Genomic DNA, 20,470 nt, shown 5'->3' with positions numbered 1-20,470 from the left:
GAAGGTCGAGGGCGAGATTCAGGCGCCGTACTGCCGGTCGGAGACTGTCTCCATCCAGTCGACGGGACTGCCGTTCAGCGCTTCCTGGATGGCCATGTGGCTCATCGCGGTGGTCGGGCCGGCGCCGTGCCAGTGCTTTTCGCCGGGCGGAAACCAGACCACGTCCCCGGGACGGATCTCCTCGATGGGACCGCCCTCGCGCTGGACCCGACCGCAACCGGCCGTGACGACCAGCGTCTGCCCGAGCGGATGGGTGTGCCAGGCCGTGCGGGCGCCCGGCTCGAAGGTGACGAGGGCAGCGCTGGTCCGGGCGGGCTCCGTCGCGTCGAAGAGCGGATCGATGCGGACCGTACCGGTGAACCACTCGCCCGGGCCCTTGCGAGAGGGCTGCGAGCCCACGCGTCTGATGTCCATGGCTATGCTCCGTCGTATCCGATCGGCTTGCGTGTCCGGACGGCTTGGAGCCGCCTGCGATGCCGGATCGGAAGCTAGCGCTCGAGATCGGACCCGATTAGATGTTCAAATGAACATGGGGTTATGAGCAGGACTTATGGATGTTGCGCGAGAGCCTCAACGACCTGAGCGCCTTCGTCGCCGTGGCGCGGGCGGGTAGCTTCACGAAGGCGGCTGCACAGATCGGGGTGTCGCAGCCGGCCCTCAGCCAGACCGTCCGGGCGCTGGAAGCGCGCCTCGGCATACGGCTGCTCGCGCGCACGACGCGAAGCGTATCGGCGACCGAGGCCGGCCAGCGCCTTCTCAAGGCCGTGGGGCCGCGCTTCGACGAGATCGAGGCCGGCCTCGTCGATCTGGCCGAGATCCGCGGCAAGCCGGCCGGAACCATTCGGATCACCGCGGACGAGCACGCGGCGCAAACGATTCTCTGGCCCGCCCTGCGCCGGGTCCTACCCGACCACCCGGAGATCAAGGTCGAGACGATCGTCGATCACGGCCTGACCGACATCGTCGCAGAGGGCATCGACGCCGGCGTTCGGTTGGGCGGGACGGTGGCCAAGGATATGGCCGCGGTCCGGATCAGCCCCGACATGCGCATGGCAGCCGTGGCGGCGCCCTCCTACCTGGCGGATCGTCCGATTCCGCGACGACCTGAGGAGCTCACCGACCATTCCTGCATCACCCTGCGCCAGCCGACGCACGGGGGGCTCTACGCCTGGGAGTTCGAGAAAGGCGGACGGAATGTCCGCGTCTGGATGGAGGGGCAACTCGTCTTCAACACCGTCTCCCTGATCCAGGAGGCGGCGCTCGGCGGTTTTGGGATCGCCTACCTGTCACAGGACCAGGTTCAGGCATGCCTGGACGACGGCCGACTCGTTCGGGTGTTGGATGACTGGTGCCCGCCATTCTCCGGCTATCACCTTTACTACCCGTCGCGCAGCCGGCCTTCGCCTGCGTTCGCCCTGCTGGTCGAGGCACTGCGCTACCGGTCGTGACGGAGCATCGATCCGACTGCACTCCGGCATCCGGACAGCGACTCCCGATGGGTTGGTTCAATGGTGGTTCGGCCTTCCGGCCGTCAACGCGGCCCGGTCGATGACCTGAACTTGACCCCGACGAATTTCGACCAGGCCGCCGTCCGCCCATTCCCCGAGGAGGCGGCTGACGACCTCGCGCACGCTCCCGACGTCGGACGCGAGTTGCTGGTGCGTCTTCCAGACGATGCCGTGCGCGTCGGCCTCGGCCAGCAGCCGCCGGGCGAGGCGCTGCTCCAGGGGTGCGAAGGCGATTTCCTCGACGAGGTCGAAGACCGCCGACAGGAGCTTGGTGTAGTCGTCGAGGACGAAGTCCCGGAAGGCGGTGCTGTCCCGCATCAGCTGGCGGAAGGTGTCGGCCGGCAAAGCCGCCAGCTCGGTCCGCGCCTCCGCGACGCTCTGCGCCGGGAAGCCACCGCCCGACAGCAGGCACTGGGTGGTCAGGACGCAGGTGCCGCCGGCCCCGACCTTGTAGATCAGCATCTCCCGGCCGCCCTCCGACATCCGGAAGACCCTGGTCCGGCCATCGATGCACATGAGGTAATTCGCGCAAGGATCTTCGAGCTCGTAGGCGATCGCGCCCGCCTCGAGCGTGGGGAAGGCGACGGTGCCCCGCGCGAGTTGGAGATGGCTCGCGCTGAAATCCCGGACCACCGGAAAGCGCTCGATCCAGCGCTCGATCTGATGGGCGCTTTGCATGATGATCCTCCTCGGGCTGGCGGTCGTCGGTCGCCGCCATGCCCCGGTCGATGCATGAAAGTCTCGGGATCCACAGACCTCGGTGACCTGGGTCACAGACGGTTGCGAGCGCCCTCAGTACCACCGTCGGCAGACAACAAGAATCCGTTCGGGCGACATCATGGGGAAGCATAGGCTTTCCCTGGGCTCGGGCGAAGTGACCGGGAGAAACCGATGCGCCGCCTCGCCCCCCTTCTGCTTGCGTCCATCCTCCTGGCCACCCCGGCCCACGCCGAGCAGGATCTCCTGCTCGGGGCCGACATGGGCTCGGCGGCGATGACCACGGCCGAGATGACCCGGTCCGACGTCGAGGCGATGATCGCCAAGGCCGACGGCAAGCCCATCGACCTCTCCGACAAGGCACTCGCCGGGCTCGACCTATCGGGCCTGAACCTGAAGGGCGCGAACCTGCGAACCGCCCGCCTCAACACGGCGAACCTGCGTGGTGCCGACCTGACCGGCGCGAACTTGGAGCAGGCCTGGATCATCAAGGCCGACCTCTCCGGCGCCAAGCTCGTCGACGCCAAGATGTTCGGCATCACCGCCCGCGACGCGAACCTCAGTGGGGCCGACCTCAGCCGCTCCATGCCCATCGGCGACTTCAGGGGCGCCAACATGGCCGGGGCGACGCTGGTCGACCTCAAGGGGGGCGCCGACATCAAGAACCAGTCCATGGGCCTGATGCGTGCCGTCTTCGTTTCGGTGAACCTGAAGGGCGCCAACCTGAAGGGGGCGAACCTCGGTCGCTCGCGCCTGGAATACGCCAACCTGACCGATGCCGACCTGACCGACGTGGTGCTGATGGGCTCCGACCTGTCGGGCGCCAACATCACGGGCGCGACGGTCACGGGCGCGGACTTCAAGAACGTCGACGTGAGCGGCGCCCGGCTCATCTCGCTCAAGGGCCAGGACAGCACGAAGGACTGGGCGGCCCGCGTGAACGTCGACCGCGCCATCACCCAGGCCGCCGATTGAGCCTCGTTCCCTTAACCCGGCCCTCGACCGCGCAGACAGCGTCCAAGACCACTCGTCGCATCCGGGATCGCCCCGGGTTCGGTGGCGATCGAGAACGCTTTCGCGCGGGGTCTTTATCCGATGCCCGAGACCCGTTCCGCATGCGCGGCCGCGGATGGTCGATCCGGTCCGTGCCGGATGCGATCCCACCGGTCTCGCCCGCGAGGTCGAGCCCTCGGGCCGGACCATTTGGGACTGGGTCGCCACCGGCGAGCCGAGGGATGGTCCGGCAAGTTCAGCGCACGGCCTCGATCGCCGCCTGCGCATCTTCGTGGTCTTCCGCCGTGGCGGAGGGTTTGTCCTGCACGGCCGCTGCGTGCGGTGCGCGGCACAGGGTGACCGAGATCGGGAAATGATCGGAGCCGACGCCGTCGAGCCGCTTCAGCCCGGACAGCAGAAAATGCTCGCTGAAGAAGACGTGGTCGAGGGGCCAGCGCGCGAAGGGATAATGCGCGTGGAAGGTCGCGAAGAGGCCACGACCCTGGCGGGGATCGAGGAGGCCGCTGATGTTCTGGAACAACTGCGTCGTGCGCGACCACGCCACGTCGTTGAGGTCGCCCGCAACGATGGTGGGGCCCTCCCCCTTCTCGATCTCCCGCGCGACCATGACGAGTTCGGCGTCGCGCGGCGCGCTGCTATGGCCCGGATGCGGCGGGCGCGGGTGGATGCCGTAGAAGGTCACCGGCTCGCCGTCGCCGAGGACGAGTGTCGTGCGCAACGACGGCACGTCCTCCTGAAGCAGGTAGCGGATGGTGGGGTCGCGCAGGGGCAGACGTGAGAAGAACAGCAGCCCGTAGGTGTTGTCCTGCGGCTGCTCGACCCGGTGCGGATACCGCTCGCGCAGCGGCGCCATCGCCGATTGCCAGGCGGCATCGGTCTCCAGCAGGAGGATGAGGTCCGGCGATTCCCTCACGAGGAGGTCGAGGGCGCGGGCGTAGTCCCGGTTGGACTCCAGCACGTTGAGGACGAGCAGGCTCAGGTGGGCTCCGGGGTCCCCAGCCGCCGCGGCCTTCGCCTGGGTCGTGGCCAAGGGCGTGAATGGCAGGATGTGGCGGGCCTGGAGGACGAGGGCGCCGGCCATCGCCACCGCGAGGACCAGAGCGGTCGCGTCGCGGCTGACGACGAGCAGACCGACGAGGCAGGCTGCGAGGGCGACGGCGATCTGGAGCCTCGGAAAATCGAGGCTGCGGACCAGGCCGACGTTCGTCCTGATGAGTGGGAGCGCGGTCGCCAGCACCAGGAGCGCCGCGATGCCCTTCAGGGCCATGGTCAAGAAGGTCACATCCGTCTCCATCGCCGCGGTGGTGGCCCGATCCGGCGGATCGACCGGACGGCAGGTCCGACCGCGCACGGGTGGCCGTCGATACCGGGCGATCGCACCCAGGCGTCGCCCCCTTCCCCGGGAATACGACGCGGACCGGACCCCCGGATGACGCAATGACGTCGGACGGAAGGCGGTTCCGGTTTCACCTGCGGCCCGCCGCCGACCACGGCGACGACGGGCCGCCCAGACCTGTTGTAATAACATTACACCCGCGTCGTCCGATCACGGGGTTCGCACTTCGCGATTGCGTCCAACGACGACAGGCCGTTAGTGCAACACTATCACATTGCACCGAGGCGACCATGTCTTCGTCGACGACCGTCCTGACCCGCATGGTTCCTCGCCGCGTGGTTCTGGCCACCCTTCCGCTCGCGGCCTGGTCAGTCGGTGTCCACGCGCAGACGGCGGCGCCCGTGACCCTTGAGGAACTCAGCGTGACGTCGCCGAGCCCGATCCAGCCCGGACGGGGGCTCGTCTCCGGGTCGAGCTTTCCCACGGGCGTCCTTCCGGTGGTGGCCGGCACCTATTCGCCGGTCACGGTGGTGACCCGCGAGCAGATCGGCCGCGACCAGCCGCGCACCCTCGGCGACGCCCTGTCGGACCGACCCGGCATTGCAAGCTCGACCTACGCGCCGGGGGCCGCCAGCCGCCCGATCATCCGAGGCCTCGACAACGCCCGGGTGCGCATCCAGGAGAACGGTATCGTCACCGGCGACGTATCGGAACTCGGCGAAGACCATGCGGTGCCGATCAACCCGCTGGTGTCCGACCGGATCGAGGTGATCCGCGGGCCGGCGACGCTGCGCTACGGATCGGGCGCGATCGGCGGCGTCGTGTCGGCCGAGAACAACCGCGTGCCGACCTTCATCCCGGCGGGCGGTGTGTCGGGGCAGGTCACGACCGGGTACTCCACCGTCGACAACGGGCGGCTCGGTGCCGCCACCGTCGATGCCGGCCACGACGGCATCGCGGTGCATGCCGACGGGTTCAGGACGGCCACCGATTCCTACGCGATCCCGGGGGGCATCCAGCGCAACTCCGCCACCGAGACGCAGGGCGGGTCGGTGGGCATCTCGGCCATCGGCGACCGGGGCTTTGCCGGCATCTCGTTCAGCCACTACGACGCCCTCTACCAGATCCCCGGCGGCGAGGCGGCCGAGAACCGCACCCGCCTCGATCCGCGCCAGGACAAGGTGCTGTCGCGCGGCGAGTATCGCCCGCTCGACGGACCGCTGGAGGTCATCCGCTACTGGGCCGGCTACTCGGTTTACCGCCACGACGAGCGCGGCATCGGCGGCAACGGACTCGACGGCATCCAGGCGACGTTCAAGAACCGCGAGGCCGAGGGCAGGATCGAGCTGCAGCACGTGCCCGTCACCCTCCCCTTCGGCGTCCTCACCGGGGCGCTCGGTCTCCAGAGCGGGCGGCGGGTGATCTCGACCCAGGGCGAGGCCTTCCTGCCGCCGACCGAATCGCGCTCGCACGCGCTCTACCTGTTCGAGGAACTCGCGGTCGGCAACGGGCTGCGCTTCCAGGGAGCCGGTCGCATCGAGGGCGACCGCCTCAACAGCACGGTGACGCAGTTCCCGCGCGACTACCTGCCGGTGGCGGGCGAGGATCCGGCCCAGTTCGCGCTGACCCGCCGGTTCGCGCCCAAGAGCGCCAGCTTCGGCGCGCTGCAGGATCTCCCCTACGGCTTCGTGGGCGCCGTCAACGGTTCCTACGTCGAGCGCGGCCCCACCGGCTACGAATTGTTCTCGCAGGGACCCCACGACGCGACCGCGACCTTCGAGATCGGCGACCCGCGGCTCAAGCTGGAGCGCGCACGCACGGTGGAGGTCAGCATCCGCAAGGCCGACGGGCCGCTGCGGCTCGACGCGACCGGGTACTACACCCGCTACACCGGCTTCATCTACAAGCGCGACACCGGCAACCGCTGCGACGACGACTTCGCGTCCTGCGGCAGCGGCGACGAACTGCGCCAGATCGTCTACTCGCAGGCCAACGCCGCCTTCTACGGCGCCGAGATCGCGGCCCAGCTCGATGTGCTGCCGGTGGGCAACGGCTTTGCCGGCTTCGAGGCTCAATACGACTTCGTGCGGGCGCAGTTCGACGACGGCTCCAACGTGCCGCGCATCCCGCCCCATCGCGTCGGCGGCGGCGCCTTCCTCCGGGCGGACGGCTGGTTCGCGCGCATCAACCTGCTGCACGCCTTCGATCACCGGGAGACCGCACCGTTCGAGACCGTCACCCCCGGCTACGACGACCTGCGCGCGGAGGTGAGCTACACCAAGCCCCTGGACCCGGCGGTCTACGGGGCGCGCGAGGCGACCCTCGGCCTCCAGGGTCGCAACCTCCTGGACAGCGATATCCGCAATTCGGCCTCGTTCAAGAAAGACGAGATCCTGCTGCCCGGCCGCAACGTCCGGCTCTTCCTGACCGCACGGTTCTGAGGAGCCCCTCCGTCCGGCGAAGGCGGACCCTCGCGGGGCGGTGGCATCGGGGCAGCGTATCGTTGCGCGAACGTTCCGGCGAGGACCGCGTTGTCGGCCATGCTTCCTCTCGACGACCATCGTTTCGCCGACCGTCTCCGCTCCGGCATCGCCGGGATCGAGGCCACCGACATCGCCCTCGGCGTGTCCCTGGCCCGTGCTAAAGATCACCCCGGCGTGCGGGCGCTGGCGAGCGCCAGCGAGGTCGGGAGCTGGCAATCGCTCCTCGCCCTGTCCGTGGGCACCCTGGCGTTCGGGCTCGCCTCGGGGGATCGGCGCCTGGCCGCGGCCGGCCGCCAGATGCTCGTGAGCGGCGTCTTGGCCAGCGTCGTCAAGACGAGCGTGAAGCGGGTCGTCCACCGCACCCGGCCCAACGTGCTGATGGACACGGGGCGCTACCAGAAGGGGTGGCTCGGCCCGAACGTCGGGCCCTGGCAGTCGTTTCCCTCGGGCCATTCCGCGCTGAGCGTCGCCGTGGCCAGGGCGGTGGGCCGTGCCTATCCGGAGGTCCGTACCCCGGCCTATGCGGCCGCGGCCGGGATCGTAGCCGTCCAGATGCTCCGGGGCGCTCATTTCCCGTCCGACGTGGTGGTCGGCTCGCTCATCGGAGTCGCCGCGGAGGCGACCGCCGACGCGATCTGCGGGAGCCCCCGGCCGGCCGATCCCAGGCGGTAACCGGACCGGGTTCGCCCAGGGACAGACCGTCCGTCCACGATCAGCTGCGCAGGCCCGGCGCCTCCTGGCCGGTACGGGCCACGTATTCGGTGTAGCCGCCGCCGTACTGGTGGATGCCCTCCGGGGTCACCTCGAGGACGCGATTGGAGAGGGCGGCCAGGAAGTGGCGGTCGTGGCTGACGAACAGCATGGTGCCCTCGAAGCCGGAGAGCGCCGCGATCAGCATCTCCTTCGTGCCCATGTCGAGGTGGTTGGTGGGCTCGTCGAGGACGAGGAAGTTCGGCGGATCGAACAGCATCTTGGCCATCACCAGCCGGGCTTTCTCGCCCCCCGACAGCACCCGGCATCGCTTCTCGACGTCGTCGCCGGAAAACCCGAAGCAGCCGGCGAGCGCCCGCAGCGACCCCTGGCCGGCCTGCGGGAACGACCGCTCCAGGTCCTGGAACACCGTCAGCTCGCCGCCGAGCAGGTCCATCGCATGCTGGGCGAAGTAGCCGAGCTTGACGCTGCCGCCCAGCGCCACCGCGCCGTCGTCGGGCTGCGTCGCGCCGGTGACCAGCTTCAGGAGCGTCGACTTGCCCGCACCGTTGATCCCCATCACGCACCAACGCTCCCGGCGCCGGATCGAGAAGTCGAGCCCCTCGTAGATCGTGCGGGCGCCATAGCGCTTGTGGACGTTCCGGAGCATCGCGACGTCGTCGCCCGAGCGCGGCGCGGGCTGGAACTCGAACGCCACCGATTGCCGGCGCCGGGGCGGTTCGACCCGCTCGATCTTGTCGAGCTTCTTCACCCGGCTCTGGACCTGGGCGGCGTGGCTGGCGCGCGCCTTGAACCGCTCGATGAACTTGATCTCCTTGGCGAGCATCGCCTGCTGGCGCTCGAACTGCGCTTGCTGGTGGGTCTCGTTGAGCGCCCGCTGCTGCTCGTAGAAGGCATAGTCGCCCGAGAAGGATGTCAGCGTGCCGCCGTCGATCTCCACGATCTTCGTGACGATGCGGTTCATGAACTCGCGGTCGTGCGAGGTCATCAGGAGCGCGCCCTCGTAGCCCTTGAGGAAGGATTCGAGCCAGATCAGGCTCTCGAGGTCGAGGTGGTTGGAGGGCTCGTCGAGCAGCATCACGTCCGGGTTCATGAGGAGGATGCGGGCCAGCGCCACGCGCATCTTCCAGCCGCCCGACAGCTTGCCGACGTCGCCGTCCATCATCTCCTGGCTGAAGCTCAGGCCCGCCAGCACCTCGTAGGCCCTGCCCTCCAGGGCGTAGCCGTCGAGCTCCTCGAAGCGGGCCTGGACCTCGCCGTAGCGTTCGACCAGGGCATCCATCTCGTCCATCCGGTCGGGATCGGCGAGGCCCGCCTCCAGCGCCTTCAGCTCCTTGGCGACGGCGCTCACCGGCCCGGCCCCGTCCATCACCGCCGAGACCACCGAACAGCCGGACATCTCCCCGACGTCCTGGCTGAAATAGCCGATGGTGATGCCCTTGTCGGTGGCGACCTGGCCCTCGTCGGGCTCCTCCTCGCCGGTGATCATCCGGAACAGCGTGGTCTTGCCGGCGCCGTTGGGGCCCACGAGCCCGACCTTCTCCCCCTTCTGGAGAGCGGCGGACGCCTCGATGAAGACGATTTGCCGGCCGTTCTGCTTGCCGATTTTCTCAAGACGGATCATGCGCGCGATGGACCCCGGGATTGCCCAGCGCCCTTACGGCATGGATGACCGCAGTGGAAGGGACGCGCCCTGGCCGGCGCCGCTCTCCCTCGGTGCGTCAGGCGGCGATGCGCGGCTTGTCAGGCGGCGATGCGCGGCTTGTCAGGCGGCGATGCGCGGCTTGTCAGGCGGCGATGCGCGGCTTGGCCTTGACCGTGACCTGATCGGCGCCGGTCACGGTCGCAGGGCCGCCGCGGCGCGCCTGCAGGGTGCCGCCCTTGGGCACCACCAGCCAGCCGTCGCGGCAGCCGTCGATGGGTTCGGAGACGACGATGAGGCCGGTCTCGGTTTCCCGATAGTAGAGGCTCGGAGGCCGGCCGTCGCAGGCCCAGCGGTAGGCGGTGATCGTATCGCCGTCCGTCACCACCGCGGTGAAGCGCAGCGGCTCGTCGACGCCGGCCGCCTGCATCAGGTCGCGGACCGTGGAGAGCGTCTGGGCCATCGCCCCGACGGGGTCCTCGGCCAGCCCGTTGGCGAGTGCCAGCAGGAAGATCGCTTCGGAATCGGTGGTGCCGCGCCGCATGTCGTAGAGCGCGTCGGGGATCAGGGCCTCGATCCGTCGCTTGATCCGCGCATAGCCGCCGATCTGGCCGTTGTGCATGAAGAGGTGGGTGCCGTGCGCGAAGGGATGGCAGTTCGCCCGCGTCGTCGCCGTACCGGTCGAGGCACGGACGTGGGCGAAGAAGGTGCGGGCGCGAACCTGCTGGCACAGGTTGACGAGGTTCTCGTCCGACCACGCCGGGCAGACGTCGCGGTAGAGGCCCGGATCGGCCCGCTCGCCGTACCAGCCGATGCCGAAGCCGTCGCCGTTGGTCTCGGTCTTGGCCTCGGCCGCATGGAGCGACTGGTGCACCAGGGAATGCGTCGGCGCGCAGACCAGATCCGTGAGGAAGACCGGTTCACCGCTGTAGGCGAGAAAGCGGCACATCGCTCGTTATGACCCCTCGCGTTCGTGGCGGTCCCGTCCGTCGAGCAGGACTTGAGATGAGGCGAAACCGAGATTTCGCAGGACCTTGCCTGCCGGCGGCATCGGTACGAAGCAGGACTTGCGCCGTTTGGAGGCCGCGCGGCCGTCATCGATCCGCAACAATCCCTTTTGCGTGGTGAACGGGTCGTTAATGCGGCGCCACGGGACTCTTCGCACCTTTCTTTCGTGGGCGGCTGTGGCGCGAAACGGGCTCGGCGGACCGGCCGTGGCCTCGCGCACTGCGCCGGCCGCATGGCCGGAGCCCGCCCCGGACCCTTGCGGCCGGACCCGTTGCAGCCCAGCATCGGTCATCGAAAATGATTCGCGCCGCCCTCCGCGGTGGTCCCGATTCCTCTTGACGACATCTCCTGACGAAAGCGCCAGCCTATGGACCGTACCCGCTCGGATTGCCCCGTCGCCCTCGTGGTGGAGGACGACGCCGCCCTTCGCCACCTCGCCACCGCAGTCCTGGAGGAGACCGACCTCGACGTGATCGCCTGCTCGTCCGCAGAGGCGGCCATCGCCGTCCTCGAGCGGGCCGACGTCAACGTCGCGCTGCTGTTCGCCGACATCCGCCTGAACGGGGCGATGGACGGTTTCGCCCTCGCCAACACCGTCGAGAGCCGCTGGCCGGACGTGCGGGTGGTCATGACCTCCGGTTACGATTCGAGCCGCGACGAACGCCTGTCCAATCAGGTCGTCTACCTGCAGAAGCCCTGGCGGGTGCTCGACGTGCTGGTGCAGGCCGAGCATGCCTCCCTGGCCGCCAAGGCCGCGTGATCGGCCGCCCGATCGGGTGCGGGGCCTTGCATCCGGGACCGTCAGGCCATTCATGAGCCTCGCGTTCGCTCATCGAGAGCGGCGCCAGCCATGAGCCGAGGGACGACGATCCGATGCGATTCACCGGGACCGACGCCTACGTCGCCACGACGGACCTGACCGTGGCGGTGAACGCCGCCATCGTCCTGGAGCGTCCGCTTCTCGTAAAGGGGGAGCCCGGCACCGGAAAGACCGTCCTCGCCGAGGAGATCGCCAGGGGCCTCGGTGCGCCGCTCCTGACCTGGAACGTCAAATCGACCACCAAGGCCCAGCAGGGCCTCTACGAATACGACGCCGTCTCCCGGCTACGGGACTCGCAGCTCGGGGACCCGCGGGTGTCGGACATCGGGCACTACATCCGCCGCGGCAAGCTGTGGGAGGCGTTCACCGCTCCCGAACGCCCGGTGCTGCTCATCGACGAGATCGACAAGGCCGACATCGAGTTCCCGAACGATCTCCTCACCGAACTCGATCGGATGGAGTTCTTCGTCTACGAGACCGGCCAGATCGTGAAGGCCGAGCGGCGCCCGATCGTCATCATCACCTCCAACAACGAGAAGGAACTGCCGGATGCCTTCCTGCGCCGGTGCTTCTTCCACTACATCGCCTTCCCGGACGCGCAGACGCTCCAGGCCATCGTCGACGTGCATTATCCCGGCATCAAGCCGCGGCTGGTGGCCGAGGCGCTCAAGGTCTTCCTCGCTGTCCGCGAGACGCCCGGCCTCAAGAAGAAGCCCTCGACCTCCGAACTGCTCGACTGGCTCAAGCTCCTCGTCTCCGAGAACATCGACCTCGAGACGGTGCGCGAGCGCGACCCGCGCAAGCTGATCCCGCCCCTGCACGGTGCGCTTCTGAAGAACGAGCAAGACGTGAGCCTGTTCGAGAAGCTGGCCTTCATGATGCGGCGGGAGGGACGGGGCGGTTGAGACATGCGTCGCTGGTCATAGCGATGGGAGGGGGTATGATGGCGATCGCCAAGACCTGCCGGACACGAGGAGACCGGTCGTGACGATGGACAACGAGCCGGTGACGGTCGCGTTCTCGGAGATGATCGCATCGCAGATTCGATCCGCCGTCGACGCCGGCGAGTACCGATCTCAGAGCGACGTGATTCAGGATGCCTTGAGGCTCTGGTCGGAGAACCGCGCCATGTCGACCGAACATGACAGCGGGAGCCTAAGGCAGGCCTGGGACGCAGGAAAATCCGGCGGCCTCTCGGGAGCCCTGGATTTCAGCGCATTGCGCCAGGAAGCACGCGGACGCCTGAAAGCCAGGACCATCGGCCCGGATTTGGCCAGCGACGACCCCCAGCATGCCGGCTAGGATCGTTTGGTCCAATCTCGCCAAGCAGGATCTCCTTGATCACTACGTGGCGATCGGTGCCGAAAACCCTGCGGCTGCCGAGCGTCTTTACGATCGGATCGAACAACGGGTCGGCCAACTCGCCGACCATCCGCGGATCGGCCCGCGACGGCCCGATATCCGGCCTTCGGCCCGCGTCCTCGTCGAACCACCCCTTCTGATCCTCTACGAGACCTACCCCGATCACGATGAGGGGGACATTTCTTCGGTCGAGATCGTCAGGATCGTCCATGGGCGGCGGGACCTCGCGGCTCTGTTGTGAGACGTTCGCTGTCGATCCGAACGCGGCGGACCACATACGCCCAATGGGCCTTCCGCCGACGCTGGCAGGCTGCAAGAGAGGTCCCATGAAAACCAGAAAACTCGGCCGCACCGGCCTCGACGTCTCACCGCTGTGCCTCGGCTGCATGACCTACGGCATCCCGGAGCGCGGTCCCCATGCCTGGACCCTGCGCGAGGACGAGAGTCGGCCGCTGATCCGCAAGGCGCTCGACCTCGGGATCAATTTCTTCGACACGGCCAACTACTACTCCGACGGCACCAGCGAGGAGATCGTCGGACGGGCCCTGAAGGACTTCGCCGATCGCGACGCGATCGTGCTGGCGACGAAATGCTTCTTTCCGCTGACGAGCCAGCCCAACGCCGGCGGGCTCTCGCGAAAGGCGATCTTCGCGGCCATCGACGCGAGCCTGAAACGCCTCGGGACCGACTACGTCGATCTCTACCAGATCCATCGCTGGGACTACGAGACGCCGATCGAGGTGACGCTGGAAGCCCTCGACGACGTGGTCAAGGCGGGCAAGGCCCTGCACATCGGTGCCTCCTCGATGTTCGCCTGGCAATTCGCCAAGTCGCTGTTCACGGCGGACATGAACGGCTGGACCCGGTTCGCGACCATGCAGGACCACTACAACCTGCTGCACCGGGAGGAGGAACGCGAGATGATGCCGCTCTGTGCCGACCAGGGAGTGGCGATCCTGCCCTGGAGCCCATTGGCGAGAGGCCGCCTCACGCGCGACTGGGACGAGACCAGCCCGCGCCAGGACACCGACGAGGTCGGGCGCAAGCTCTACGCCTCGGCCGAGGAGGCCGACCGCGCCGTCGTCGCCGAGGTCGCGCGGATCGCAGGCGAGCGGGGCGTGCCGCGGGCGCAGGTGGCGCTCGCCTGGGTGGCGGGCAAGCCGGGCGTCTGCGCCCCGATCATCGGGGCCTCGAAGCCTCACCACCTCGACGACGCGGTGGCCTCACTCTCCCTCGACCTCACGGACTCCGAGGTCGCGGCCCTGGAGTCCCGCTACGTGCCACACCCGGTCGTGGGGTATCAGTAGTGGCACAGACCCGGATGCCTTCGCCGGACGCCGGGGCCCTTCGCCTCGTCCTCCTGCGCCATGCCAAGTCCGACCATCCCGCCGGCGTCGCCGACCTCGACCGGCCGCTCAACGACCGCGGGAAGCGGGCCGCCCCGCTGATCGGTGCCCATCTCGCCGAAGCCGGCTTGATACCCGATCGTGTCCTGCTGTCGCCCTCGCAGCGCACCCGTGAAACCTGGAAGGCCGTGGCCGACGCCCTGGGACGGCCGCCGTGCGAGATCGCAGACGGCATCTACGAGGCGCCCGCGGGCTCCCTCCTGCGGGTGATCCGGTCGGCACCGGACGAGGCCCGCACCCTTCTCGTGATCGGGCACAATCCCGGCCTTCAGGATCTCGGGACGCAGCTGGCGGGCGCAGGCGAGGCTGCGCTGTGCCGGCGGCTGGCGGTGGAGTTTCCGACGGCCGCCTACGCCGTCATCGCCTTCGACGCTGACGCATGGCGCGAGATCGGCACCGGCACCGGACGCCTCGTGAGCTTCGTCCGGCCCCGCGACCTGACCGAGGCGGCGGACGCTTGAACCCTTCGCGGGGCCCAGCCGTTTCAAGGAGCCGCGCCCTGACGGTCCACCGCCCGTGCTCCTGACCGCTATCGTGATCGCCACCACCCTCCTGCCCCGGGTCGAGCCGGGGATCGAGGCATTGCGCCGCCGGGCCGGCGATGCCGCCGGCATGCTCGCACTGCCCGGACCGGCACCCGAACCCCCGAGCCGCTTCATGGCCGATGCGCGGGCGGTGTCGAACTGGCGGGCCGAGGCGGGCGGGGCTTTGCGCCCACTCTCCCTGGCGATGGTGGCCCGCCACGCGCCCAACCCGCCGGCCTTCGTCGCCCGCTGCGTCAAGCTCAACAACTACTGGTGCATCAAGAGCGCGCGCTGGAACGGCGAGATCGGGGCGGATGCCGAGGGCCATACCGGCTTCGCCGATGCCGCATCGGGGGCGGATGCGGCCGCGCAGCTGCTGCGCCGTTACTACCGCGACCTCGGCCGTCAAAGCGCGCTCGCCATCGTGCGGCGCTGGGCGCCGGCGGAATGCCGCTCGCCGTCGGCCTCGCCTGGCCCGACCGCGGCGGCGGCGGGAGTTTCCGCCGACATCGCGCCGCTGGGCTTGCGCAAGACGGTGCGCGCCCGCTTCCTCGCCCGCAATGCCCCCGGCGGCGGACCCAAGCGCGCCTCCGGGGGGGCACCGGGACTGCGCGTCCAGCCCTGGTCGGCCCGCGCATTGATGGCACGGGCCGGCAGGGCTGCGCCGCCGCCGCGGATCCAGGTGGCGAGCCGCACGCCCGAGGCCGTCTCCGACGGCGCGCCGCCGCGCCCGACCCCCGGCCTGCTGGTGAGGCCATCGGTGATCGTCGCAAGACCCTCGGTCCTGCTGGTGAGACCGTCCGAAATCCTCGTGAAGCCTTCGCCCGTGACGGGTCGCCCTGCCGCCGCCGTACAGTCCCGGCCTCGACCGGCGGCGCGTGCGGCCACTTCCCTGGCGGATCGGCTCGCCGCGGAATCGGCGGCGCTGCCCGCCATTGCCGCGGGCCTGCCCGGCATTCCGCTCCTCGACCTGCGCGTCCCCGCCCCCCTGTGCTCCAACGACGAGACCCGCATCCGCAACTATGCCGGCCGCATCGCGGCGAGCGTCGGGGTGAAGCCCGACGACGACCTGCGCCTGTTCGATGGCGACGGCCGGCCGACGCCGAATCTCGCGCCCGTCATGCTGGCGATGTCGGCGGTCGAACTCGGCACCCTCAAGGCCGGCCCCGACTTGGTGGCAGCGGCGATCGCGCGGCTGTCGCAGCGCCTGGCCGATGCGACGCCGGCCGCCGGACCGTGACATTGGCGTTGGCGCGCCAGGGCCGGGCCTTGCGGTCGCCGACAGCGCGCGCCACCTCAGCCGCACCAGAGCGATCCCCTCCCCGCCGCCGATGAACCTCTCCGCATGACCAGCTTTACCGCGCGCGCCGGCTCCGCCGTCCGCGCCTTCGCCGAGGCGTCGAGCGACCTCCTGATCCAGCCGACCCTCCGGCTCGGGGTCACCGGCCTCGCGCGGTCGGGCAAGACCGTGTTCACGACGGCGCTGATCCATCACCTCGTCGAGGCGCATGCCCTTCCGGCCTTCGCCCCCTCGCAGGAGGGCCGCCTGCGCCGCGCCCGCCTCGTGCCCCAGCCCGACGACGACGTGCCCCGCTTTCCCTACGAGGATCACGTCGCGGCGCTCACCGGCGCCAGGGTCTGGCCCCGGTCCACCGATCGCATCAGCCAGTTCCGGCTGGCCATCGAGTACGAGCGGGCCGGCGGCTGGCGCTCCGGGCCCGGCACCCTGATGCTCGACGTGGTCGATTATCCCGGCGAATGGCTGCTCGACCTCGCCCTGATCGACCAGAGCTATGCCGGCTGGTCGCGCGCCACCATCGCCGGCACGCGCCGCAGCGGCAGGGCGGGTGCCGCCGTGCCCTGGCTCGAGACCCTGACGTCGCTCGATCCCACCGCTCCCCTCGACGAGGTCGTGGCCGAGCGCGCCAGCACCGCTTTCAAGGCGTATCTCGGCGCGCTCCGTGCCGGGCCGGAGGCGGTGGCGACCACCCCGCCGGGCCGGTTCCTGATGCCGGGCGACCTGGCCGGCTCGCCGGCCCTGACCTTCGCGCCCCTCGACGGCCTCGTCGAGCCCTTGAGCCCTGGCAGCCTCGCGGGGCTGATGGAGCGTCGATTCGAGGCCTACAAGGCCAAGGTGGTCGAGCCGTTCTTCCGCAACCACTTCCAGAGGGTGGACCGCCAGATCGTCCTCGTCGACGTCCTGGCCGCGGTCGATGCCGGCCCCGCCGCCCTCGCCGAACTGGAAGAGGCGCTGGACGCCGTGCTCCTGAGCTTCCGCATCGGCCGCAACACCCTGATCTCGCGCCTGTTCGCGCCGCGTGCCGAACGCATCCTGTTCGCGGCCACCAAGGCCGACCACCTCCACCAGACCAGCCACGACCGCCTCGACGCGCTGCTGCGCCTCCTGGTCTCGCGCGCCATGCGCCGCACGGAAGCCGCCGGTGCCAGGGTTGGGACCGTCGCGCTGGCCTCCGTGCGGGCCACCCGCGAGACCACGATCCACGACGGGGACGAGGTTTTGCGGGCGGTCTCCGGCACGCCGGAGGCGGGAGAGATCGTCGGCGACGAGACCTTCGACGGTCTGAGCGAAGCCGCCGTCTTCCCCGGCGAGCTGCCGGCCCGGCCCGAAGACGTCCTCGACGGGGCGGTGCCGCCGGGCTCCCTGCGCTTTCCCCGCTTCCGCCCCCCCCTCGTCAAGCCCGATGCCCTGGGCCGTCCCGGCCATCTGCCGCAGATCCGCCTCGACCGGGCCATGCAGTTCCTGATCGGGGACAGGCTCGCATGAGCGCGTCCGTCGACCCGACGACCGGGGTGCAGGCGCATCGTATCCGGACGCCCGATCGCAAAAAGGTTCGGCCATGACCTCGACCCAGCGCCCCCGCGCCTTCCGCATTCCGGCGGCCGACCAGACCGGCGCCATCGAGGGCGACGTCGCGCCGCCGAGCACGGTGCGGATGGTGGAAGAGCCGTTCGAGATCGTGGAGGCCGCGGACGGGACGCCCGTGCCGGTCGCGCCGAAATCCCGCGCGCCCTGGCTGTCGCTGCTGCTCGTCGCTCTCGGCGGCCTCGTGTCCCTGGGCATCGGGCTCTCGCTCGAGCGCATGATCTCCGACCTGTTCGCCGCCGCCCCCTGGCTCGGTAGGGTGGCGCTGGTCCTCCTCGGCCTCGCCGCCGTCGCGCTGGCCGCCATCGTCGTGCGCGAGTTGGCCGGCATCTGGCGCGAGCGCCGGATCGAGCTTCTGCGGGCAAGGGCCGTGGAGGCGATGGCCACCCGCGACCACACCGGGGCGCAGGCCGTCGTCCGGGATCTCGCCGCGCTCTATGCCGGCCGCGCGGCCCTGGCGGGTGGGACGAAGCGCCTCGACACCCTCGGCGATGCGATCCTCGACGTCGACGACCGTCTCGCCATCGCCGAGCACGAACTGCTCTCGCCCCTCGACCGTCAGGCCCGCAACGCCGTCGCGACGGCGGCCAAACAGGTCTCCGCCGTCACGGCCCTGAGCCCACGCGCGATCGTCGACGTCGCCTTCGTGGTGTTCTCCGCGGTGAGACTCCTGCGGCGGATCGCAACCATCTACGGCGGTCGTCCCGGCTTCCTCGGCTTCCTGCGCCTCGCCCGCTCGGCCTTTGCCCATCTCACCGTGACCGGCGGCATGGCGGTGGGGGAGAGCATGCTGCAGCAGGCGCTGGGGCTCGGCATCGCCGCCCGCGTCTCGGCCAAGCTCGGCGAGGGCGTGCTCAATGGCCTGATGACGGCCCGCTTCGGCCTCGCCGCCATGGCGGTGTGCCGCCCGTTGCCCTTCATCCGCGAGCCCGCCCCCCGGATCACCGACGTGGCGGGCGAACTCTTGAAGGGCTCCGGAGCGGAAAAGCCTGCCCCGTAAATTCCGACCTGCGCACCGGGTGACCCGGTTCAGTCGAAGAGCACGCGCAATTCGTTCGATGGCGTCGACAGGCGGATGTCGGTCATCCTCTCGCACCGCATCGGCCCTCGTCGCGCCGTGCCGCCACATCGCCCCCGGACATGCGTTGCCGGACATGCGTTACCGGACTTGCGTTGCCGGACTTGCAGCGATGGTGCCGGGCGCTTTGCGAGCGCGGATCATGCGTTTCATCGCCATCGGTGCCGCCCACGCGGTCGAGACGCGGCGAGGCCACCGGCGCATCGATCGCTACACAAGCCCACCGTTCCAGTCTCGCGTGTAAGGCCTGCGTATTGGCGTAGCGATCACGCAGAATTCATCGGCCATTCGGCGTCGGTCGGCGGCGGGGGAATGCGACTGTGCTCCCGATTCTTCGCGGTTGCAGCACATCGACTGTCCACTGTCTGGGCCCAAACCATTCCGCCGCTAAGCCGATGTTAAGCGTTCGCGTGCACGTTCAGGCAGGAAACGCACAAGGACTTCACGTCGATGATCGGGCTCGCCTTCGGACGCACGCGCAAGGATTCTTCGGCCATCGTCGCGAACGCGCAATCCGTGTCGCAGGACGAGGCCGCTCGTCTGACGAAGGCCGTCGAGACCCTGATGGCGACACAGGACCTCACCACCCTCGATCTGCCCGAGGGCCCGCTGCGCGCCTCGCTCACCACCTTCATGGGCAAGCGCGATCAGGAGCGCCGCCGCAACCTCGGCAACATGGCCGCCATCGCCAAGGAAGCCTCCGAGGCCACCATCAACATCGGCTGGATGACCTACGACGTCGGCGAGGTGGCCCGCGCCACCCAGACCATCGCCGGCGCCACCGAGGAGATGGCCGCCTCGATCGCCGAAGTCTCACAGACCTCCGACACGGTGGTCACCGTGGCCCAGGACGCGCTGACCGCCATGCAGGCCTGCGTCGGCGACGGCGAGCAGGCGCGCAACGCCATGCAGGAGATCGAATCGCGCACCTCCCTCATCTCGGACCGCGTCGTGGTCCTCGAACGGGCGATCTCGCAGATCGAGGTGATGGCCACCGCCATCGCCTCCATCTCCAACCAGACCAATCTCCTCGCCCTCAACGCGACCATCGAGGCGGCCCGGGCCGGCGAGGCCGGCCGCGGCTTCTCCGTGGTCGCCGCCGAGGTGAAGTCGCTCTCCGCCCAGACCGCGCGCTCCACCGGCGAGATCCGGGCGCTCCTCAGCACGCTCACCGCAGAGATGTCATCGATCTCGGTGGCGGTCGGGGAGAGCCGTGCGGCGGTCACCACCGGTCGCACGATCGTCGAGCAGCTCGAATCCCGCGTCGCTCAGACCAACGACCGCATCTCGCAGGCGAGCAACCTGAACCAGGCCATCTCGCAGATGCTCGGGCAGCAGCGTTCGGCCACCGCCGAGATCTCCACCAGCGTCCAGGGCATCGCCGCCAAGGCCTCCAAGACGCACGAGGAGATCGAGAAGATCACGGTCCGGCTGAAGCAGGCCGAGGACCTCGGGCAGACCTCCCTCGACACCGCCGGGGCCAACATCCCGAATTTCGTCCTCGTCCGGATGCCGGCCGATATCGGGGTCTGGAAGCGCAAGCTCGCCACCATCCTGGTCGGCCTTGCTCCGCCGGAGGCCAGTGCCGCCACGATCTCCGGCCGGCCCGGGCCGACCATCGCCGAGACCCTCGCCCGCTCCGACTACGCGAACCACCCGGCGATGGCCCGCTTCGCCAGGGCCGAAAGGACCGCGCTCGACGAGGCGGCCAGGATGATCGCGGCCATCGTTGCCAGCGATTGGGGCACCGGTACACCGGCCTACACCGCGGCCACGGATGCGATGGGCGTCATGATCGAGGCCGCCGCGACGATGGCGGGACTTCCCTCCGCCGCGAACTGATCGCGGATGCGATCCCCGACGGAGCCCCCGGCGGCGTAGAACCGCCGGGGGCTCCGTCGAAACCCTCCCGGCCGGGCCTTGTGCGACGGGCGTTCTCGCGTAGGTCTCATCACGACCCACCGCCGGATCGCATGC

Annotated in this window: 19 protein-coding genes; 14 read left to right on the top strand and 5 right to left on the bottom strand. The window is 69.5% G+C overall.

All coding sequences use genetic code 11. The annotated features are described in order from the left end of the window. Positions 1–18: 18 nt before the first annotated feature. Positions 19–414, bottom strand: a complete 396-nt coding sequence (locus tag ASG40_RS07595) for a (R)-mandelonitrile lyase (RefSeq protein WP_055883147.1) — start codon at positions 412–414, stop codon at positions 19–21. A 140-nt stretch (positions 415–554) separates the two neighbouring features. Between ASG40_RS07595 and ASG40_RS07590 the strand changes: the two genes are divergently transcribed. Next, a complete protein-coding gene (locus tag ASG40_RS07590) occupies positions 555–1,448 on the top strand; it encodes a LysR family transcriptional regulator (RefSeq protein ID WP_055883145.1) in 894 nt (297 codons plus the stop codon). Positions 1,449–1,505: 57 nt separating this feature from the next. Here ASG40_RS07590 and ASG40_RS07585 read toward each other — a convergent pair whose 3' ends face one another. Next, on the bottom strand, positions 1,506–2,186 hold the full coding sequence (locus ASG40_RS07585; protein WP_055883143.1) for a Crp/Fnr family transcriptional regulator: 681 nt from the start codon (positions 2,184–2,186) through the stop codon (positions 1,506–1,508). Positions 2,187–2,399: 213 nt separating this feature from the next. Between ASG40_RS07585 and ASG40_RS07580 the strand changes: the two genes are divergently transcribed. Further along, entirely contained in the window at positions 2,400–3,200 is an 801-nt protein-coding gene (locus ASG40_RS07580; protein ID WP_055883140.1) for a pentapeptide repeat-containing protein, read from the top strand. 274 nt (positions 3,201–3,474) lie between these two features. Here the strand turns inward: ASG40_RS07580 and ASG40_RS07575 are convergent, their stop codons facing one another. Next, complete coding sequence (locus ASG40_RS07575) at positions 3,475–4,506, bottom strand: endonuclease/exonuclease/phosphatase family protein (protein WP_443136595.1); 1,032 nt, start codon at positions 4,504–4,506, stop codon at positions 3,475–3,477. A gap of 491 nt (positions 4,507–4,997) precedes the next feature. Here ASG40_RS07575 and ASG40_RS07570 point away from each other — a divergent pair, with 491 nt between their 5' ends. Continuing rightward, positions 4,998–7,016, top strand: coding sequence for a TonB-dependent receptor (locus tag ASG40_RS07570; RefSeq protein WP_244480556.1), 2,019 nt, complete (start codon positions 4,998–5,000; stop codon positions 7,014–7,016). 99 nt (positions 7,017–7,115) lie between these two features. Further along, entirely contained in the window at positions 7,116–7,730 is a 615-nt protein-coding gene (locus tag ASG40_RS07565) for a phosphatase PAP2 family protein (RefSeq protein WP_055883138.1), read from the top strand. 40 nt (positions 7,731–7,770) lie between these two features. Here the strand turns inward: ASG40_RS07565 and ASG40_RS07560 are convergent, their stop codons facing one another. Both ASG40_RS07560 and ASG40_RS07555 read right to left on the bottom strand, forming a co-directional pair. Then, a complete protein-coding gene (locus ASG40_RS07560) occupies positions 7,771–9,393 on the bottom strand; it encodes an ABC-F family ATP-binding cassette domain-containing protein (RefSeq protein WP_055883135.1) in 1,623 nt (540 codons plus the stop codon). Positions 9,394–9,556: 163 nt separating this feature from the next. Continuing rightward, complete coding sequence (locus ASG40_RS07555) at positions 9,557–10,360, bottom strand: class II glutamine amidotransferase (RefSeq protein ID WP_055883133.1); 804 nt, start codon at positions 10,358–10,360, stop codon at positions 9,557–9,559. 426 nt (positions 10,361–10,786) lie between these two features. Between ASG40_RS07555 and ASG40_RS07550 the strand changes: the two genes are divergently transcribed. The 10 genes from ASG40_RS07550 to ASG40_RS07505 all read left to right on the top strand — a co-directional run bounded on the left by ASG40_RS07550 (position 10,787) and on the right by ASG40_RS07505 (position 20,335). Beyond that, on the top strand, positions 10,787–11,179 hold the full coding sequence (locus ASG40_RS07550) for a response regulator (RefSeq protein WP_055883131.1): 393 nt from the start codon (positions 10,787–10,789) through the stop codon (positions 11,177–11,179). A 113-nt stretch (positions 11,180–11,292) separates the two neighbouring features. Next, complete coding sequence (locus tag ASG40_RS07545; RefSeq protein ID WP_055883129.1) at positions 11,293–12,144, top strand: AAA family ATPase; 852 nt, start codon at positions 11,293–11,295, stop codon at positions 12,142–12,144. Positions 12,145–12,229: 85 nt separating this feature from the next. After that, positions 12,230–12,541, top strand: a complete 312-nt coding sequence (locus ASG40_RS07540) for a ribbon-helix-helix domain-containing protein (protein WP_055883126.1) — start codon at positions 12,230–12,232, stop codon at positions 12,539–12,541. Further along, a complete protein-coding gene (locus ASG40_RS07535; RefSeq protein WP_055883123.1) occupies positions 12,531–12,842 on the top strand; it encodes a type II toxin-antitoxin system RelE/ParE family toxin in 312 nt (103 codons plus the stop codon). Before ASG40_RS07540 ends, ASG40_RS07535 begins: the two co-directional genes overlap by 11 nt. A gap of 85 nt (positions 12,843–12,927) precedes the next feature. Beyond that, complete coding sequence (locus ASG40_RS07530) at positions 12,928–13,908, top strand: aldo/keto reductase (protein WP_055883121.1); 981 nt, start codon at positions 12,928–12,930, stop codon at positions 13,906–13,908. 14 nt (positions 13,909–13,922) lie between these two features. Further along, positions 13,923–14,468, top strand: coding sequence for a SixA phosphatase family protein (locus ASG40_RS07525; protein WP_055883119.1), 546 nt, complete (start codon positions 13,923–13,925; stop codon positions 14,466–14,468). 55 nt (positions 14,469–14,523) lie between these two features. After that, complete coding sequence (locus ASG40_RS07520) at positions 14,524–15,771, top strand: hypothetical protein (RefSeq protein ID WP_055883117.1); 1,248 nt, start codon at positions 14,524–14,526, stop codon at positions 15,769–15,771. A gap of 105 nt (positions 15,772–15,876) precedes the next feature. Beyond that, positions 15,877–17,316 (top strand): YcjX family protein, encoded by a 1,440-nt coding sequence (locus ASG40_RS07515; protein WP_055883116.1) that lies wholly within the window; start codon positions 15,877–15,879, stop codon positions 17,314–17,316. 73 nt (positions 17,317–17,389) lie between these two features. Continuing rightward, positions 17,390–18,415: a YcjF family protein gene (locus ASG40_RS07510; RefSeq protein WP_055883114.1), complete on the top strand. Its 1,026-nt coding sequence runs from the start codon at positions 17,390–17,392 to the stop codon at positions 18,413–18,415. Positions 18,416–18,943: 528 nt separating this feature from the next. Next, the gene (locus ASG40_RS07505; protein WP_055883112.1) at positions 18,944–20,335 is read left to right on the top strand and encodes a methyl-accepting chemotaxis protein; all 1,392 of its coding nucleotides are present in this window, start codon (positions 18,944–18,946) and stop codon (positions 20,333–20,335) included. Positions 20,336–20,470 lie beyond the last annotated feature (135 nt).

It is taken from the genome of Methylobacterium sp. Leaf399, from assembly GCF_001424525.1.
In the GTDB taxonomy this organism is placed as follows: domain Bacteria; phylum Pseudomonadota; class Alphaproteobacteria; order Rhizobiales; family Beijerinckiaceae; genus Methylobacterium.
Note: the sequence above shows the minus strand (reverse complement) of the source record. Positions and strands in the feature narration are given on the sequence as shown.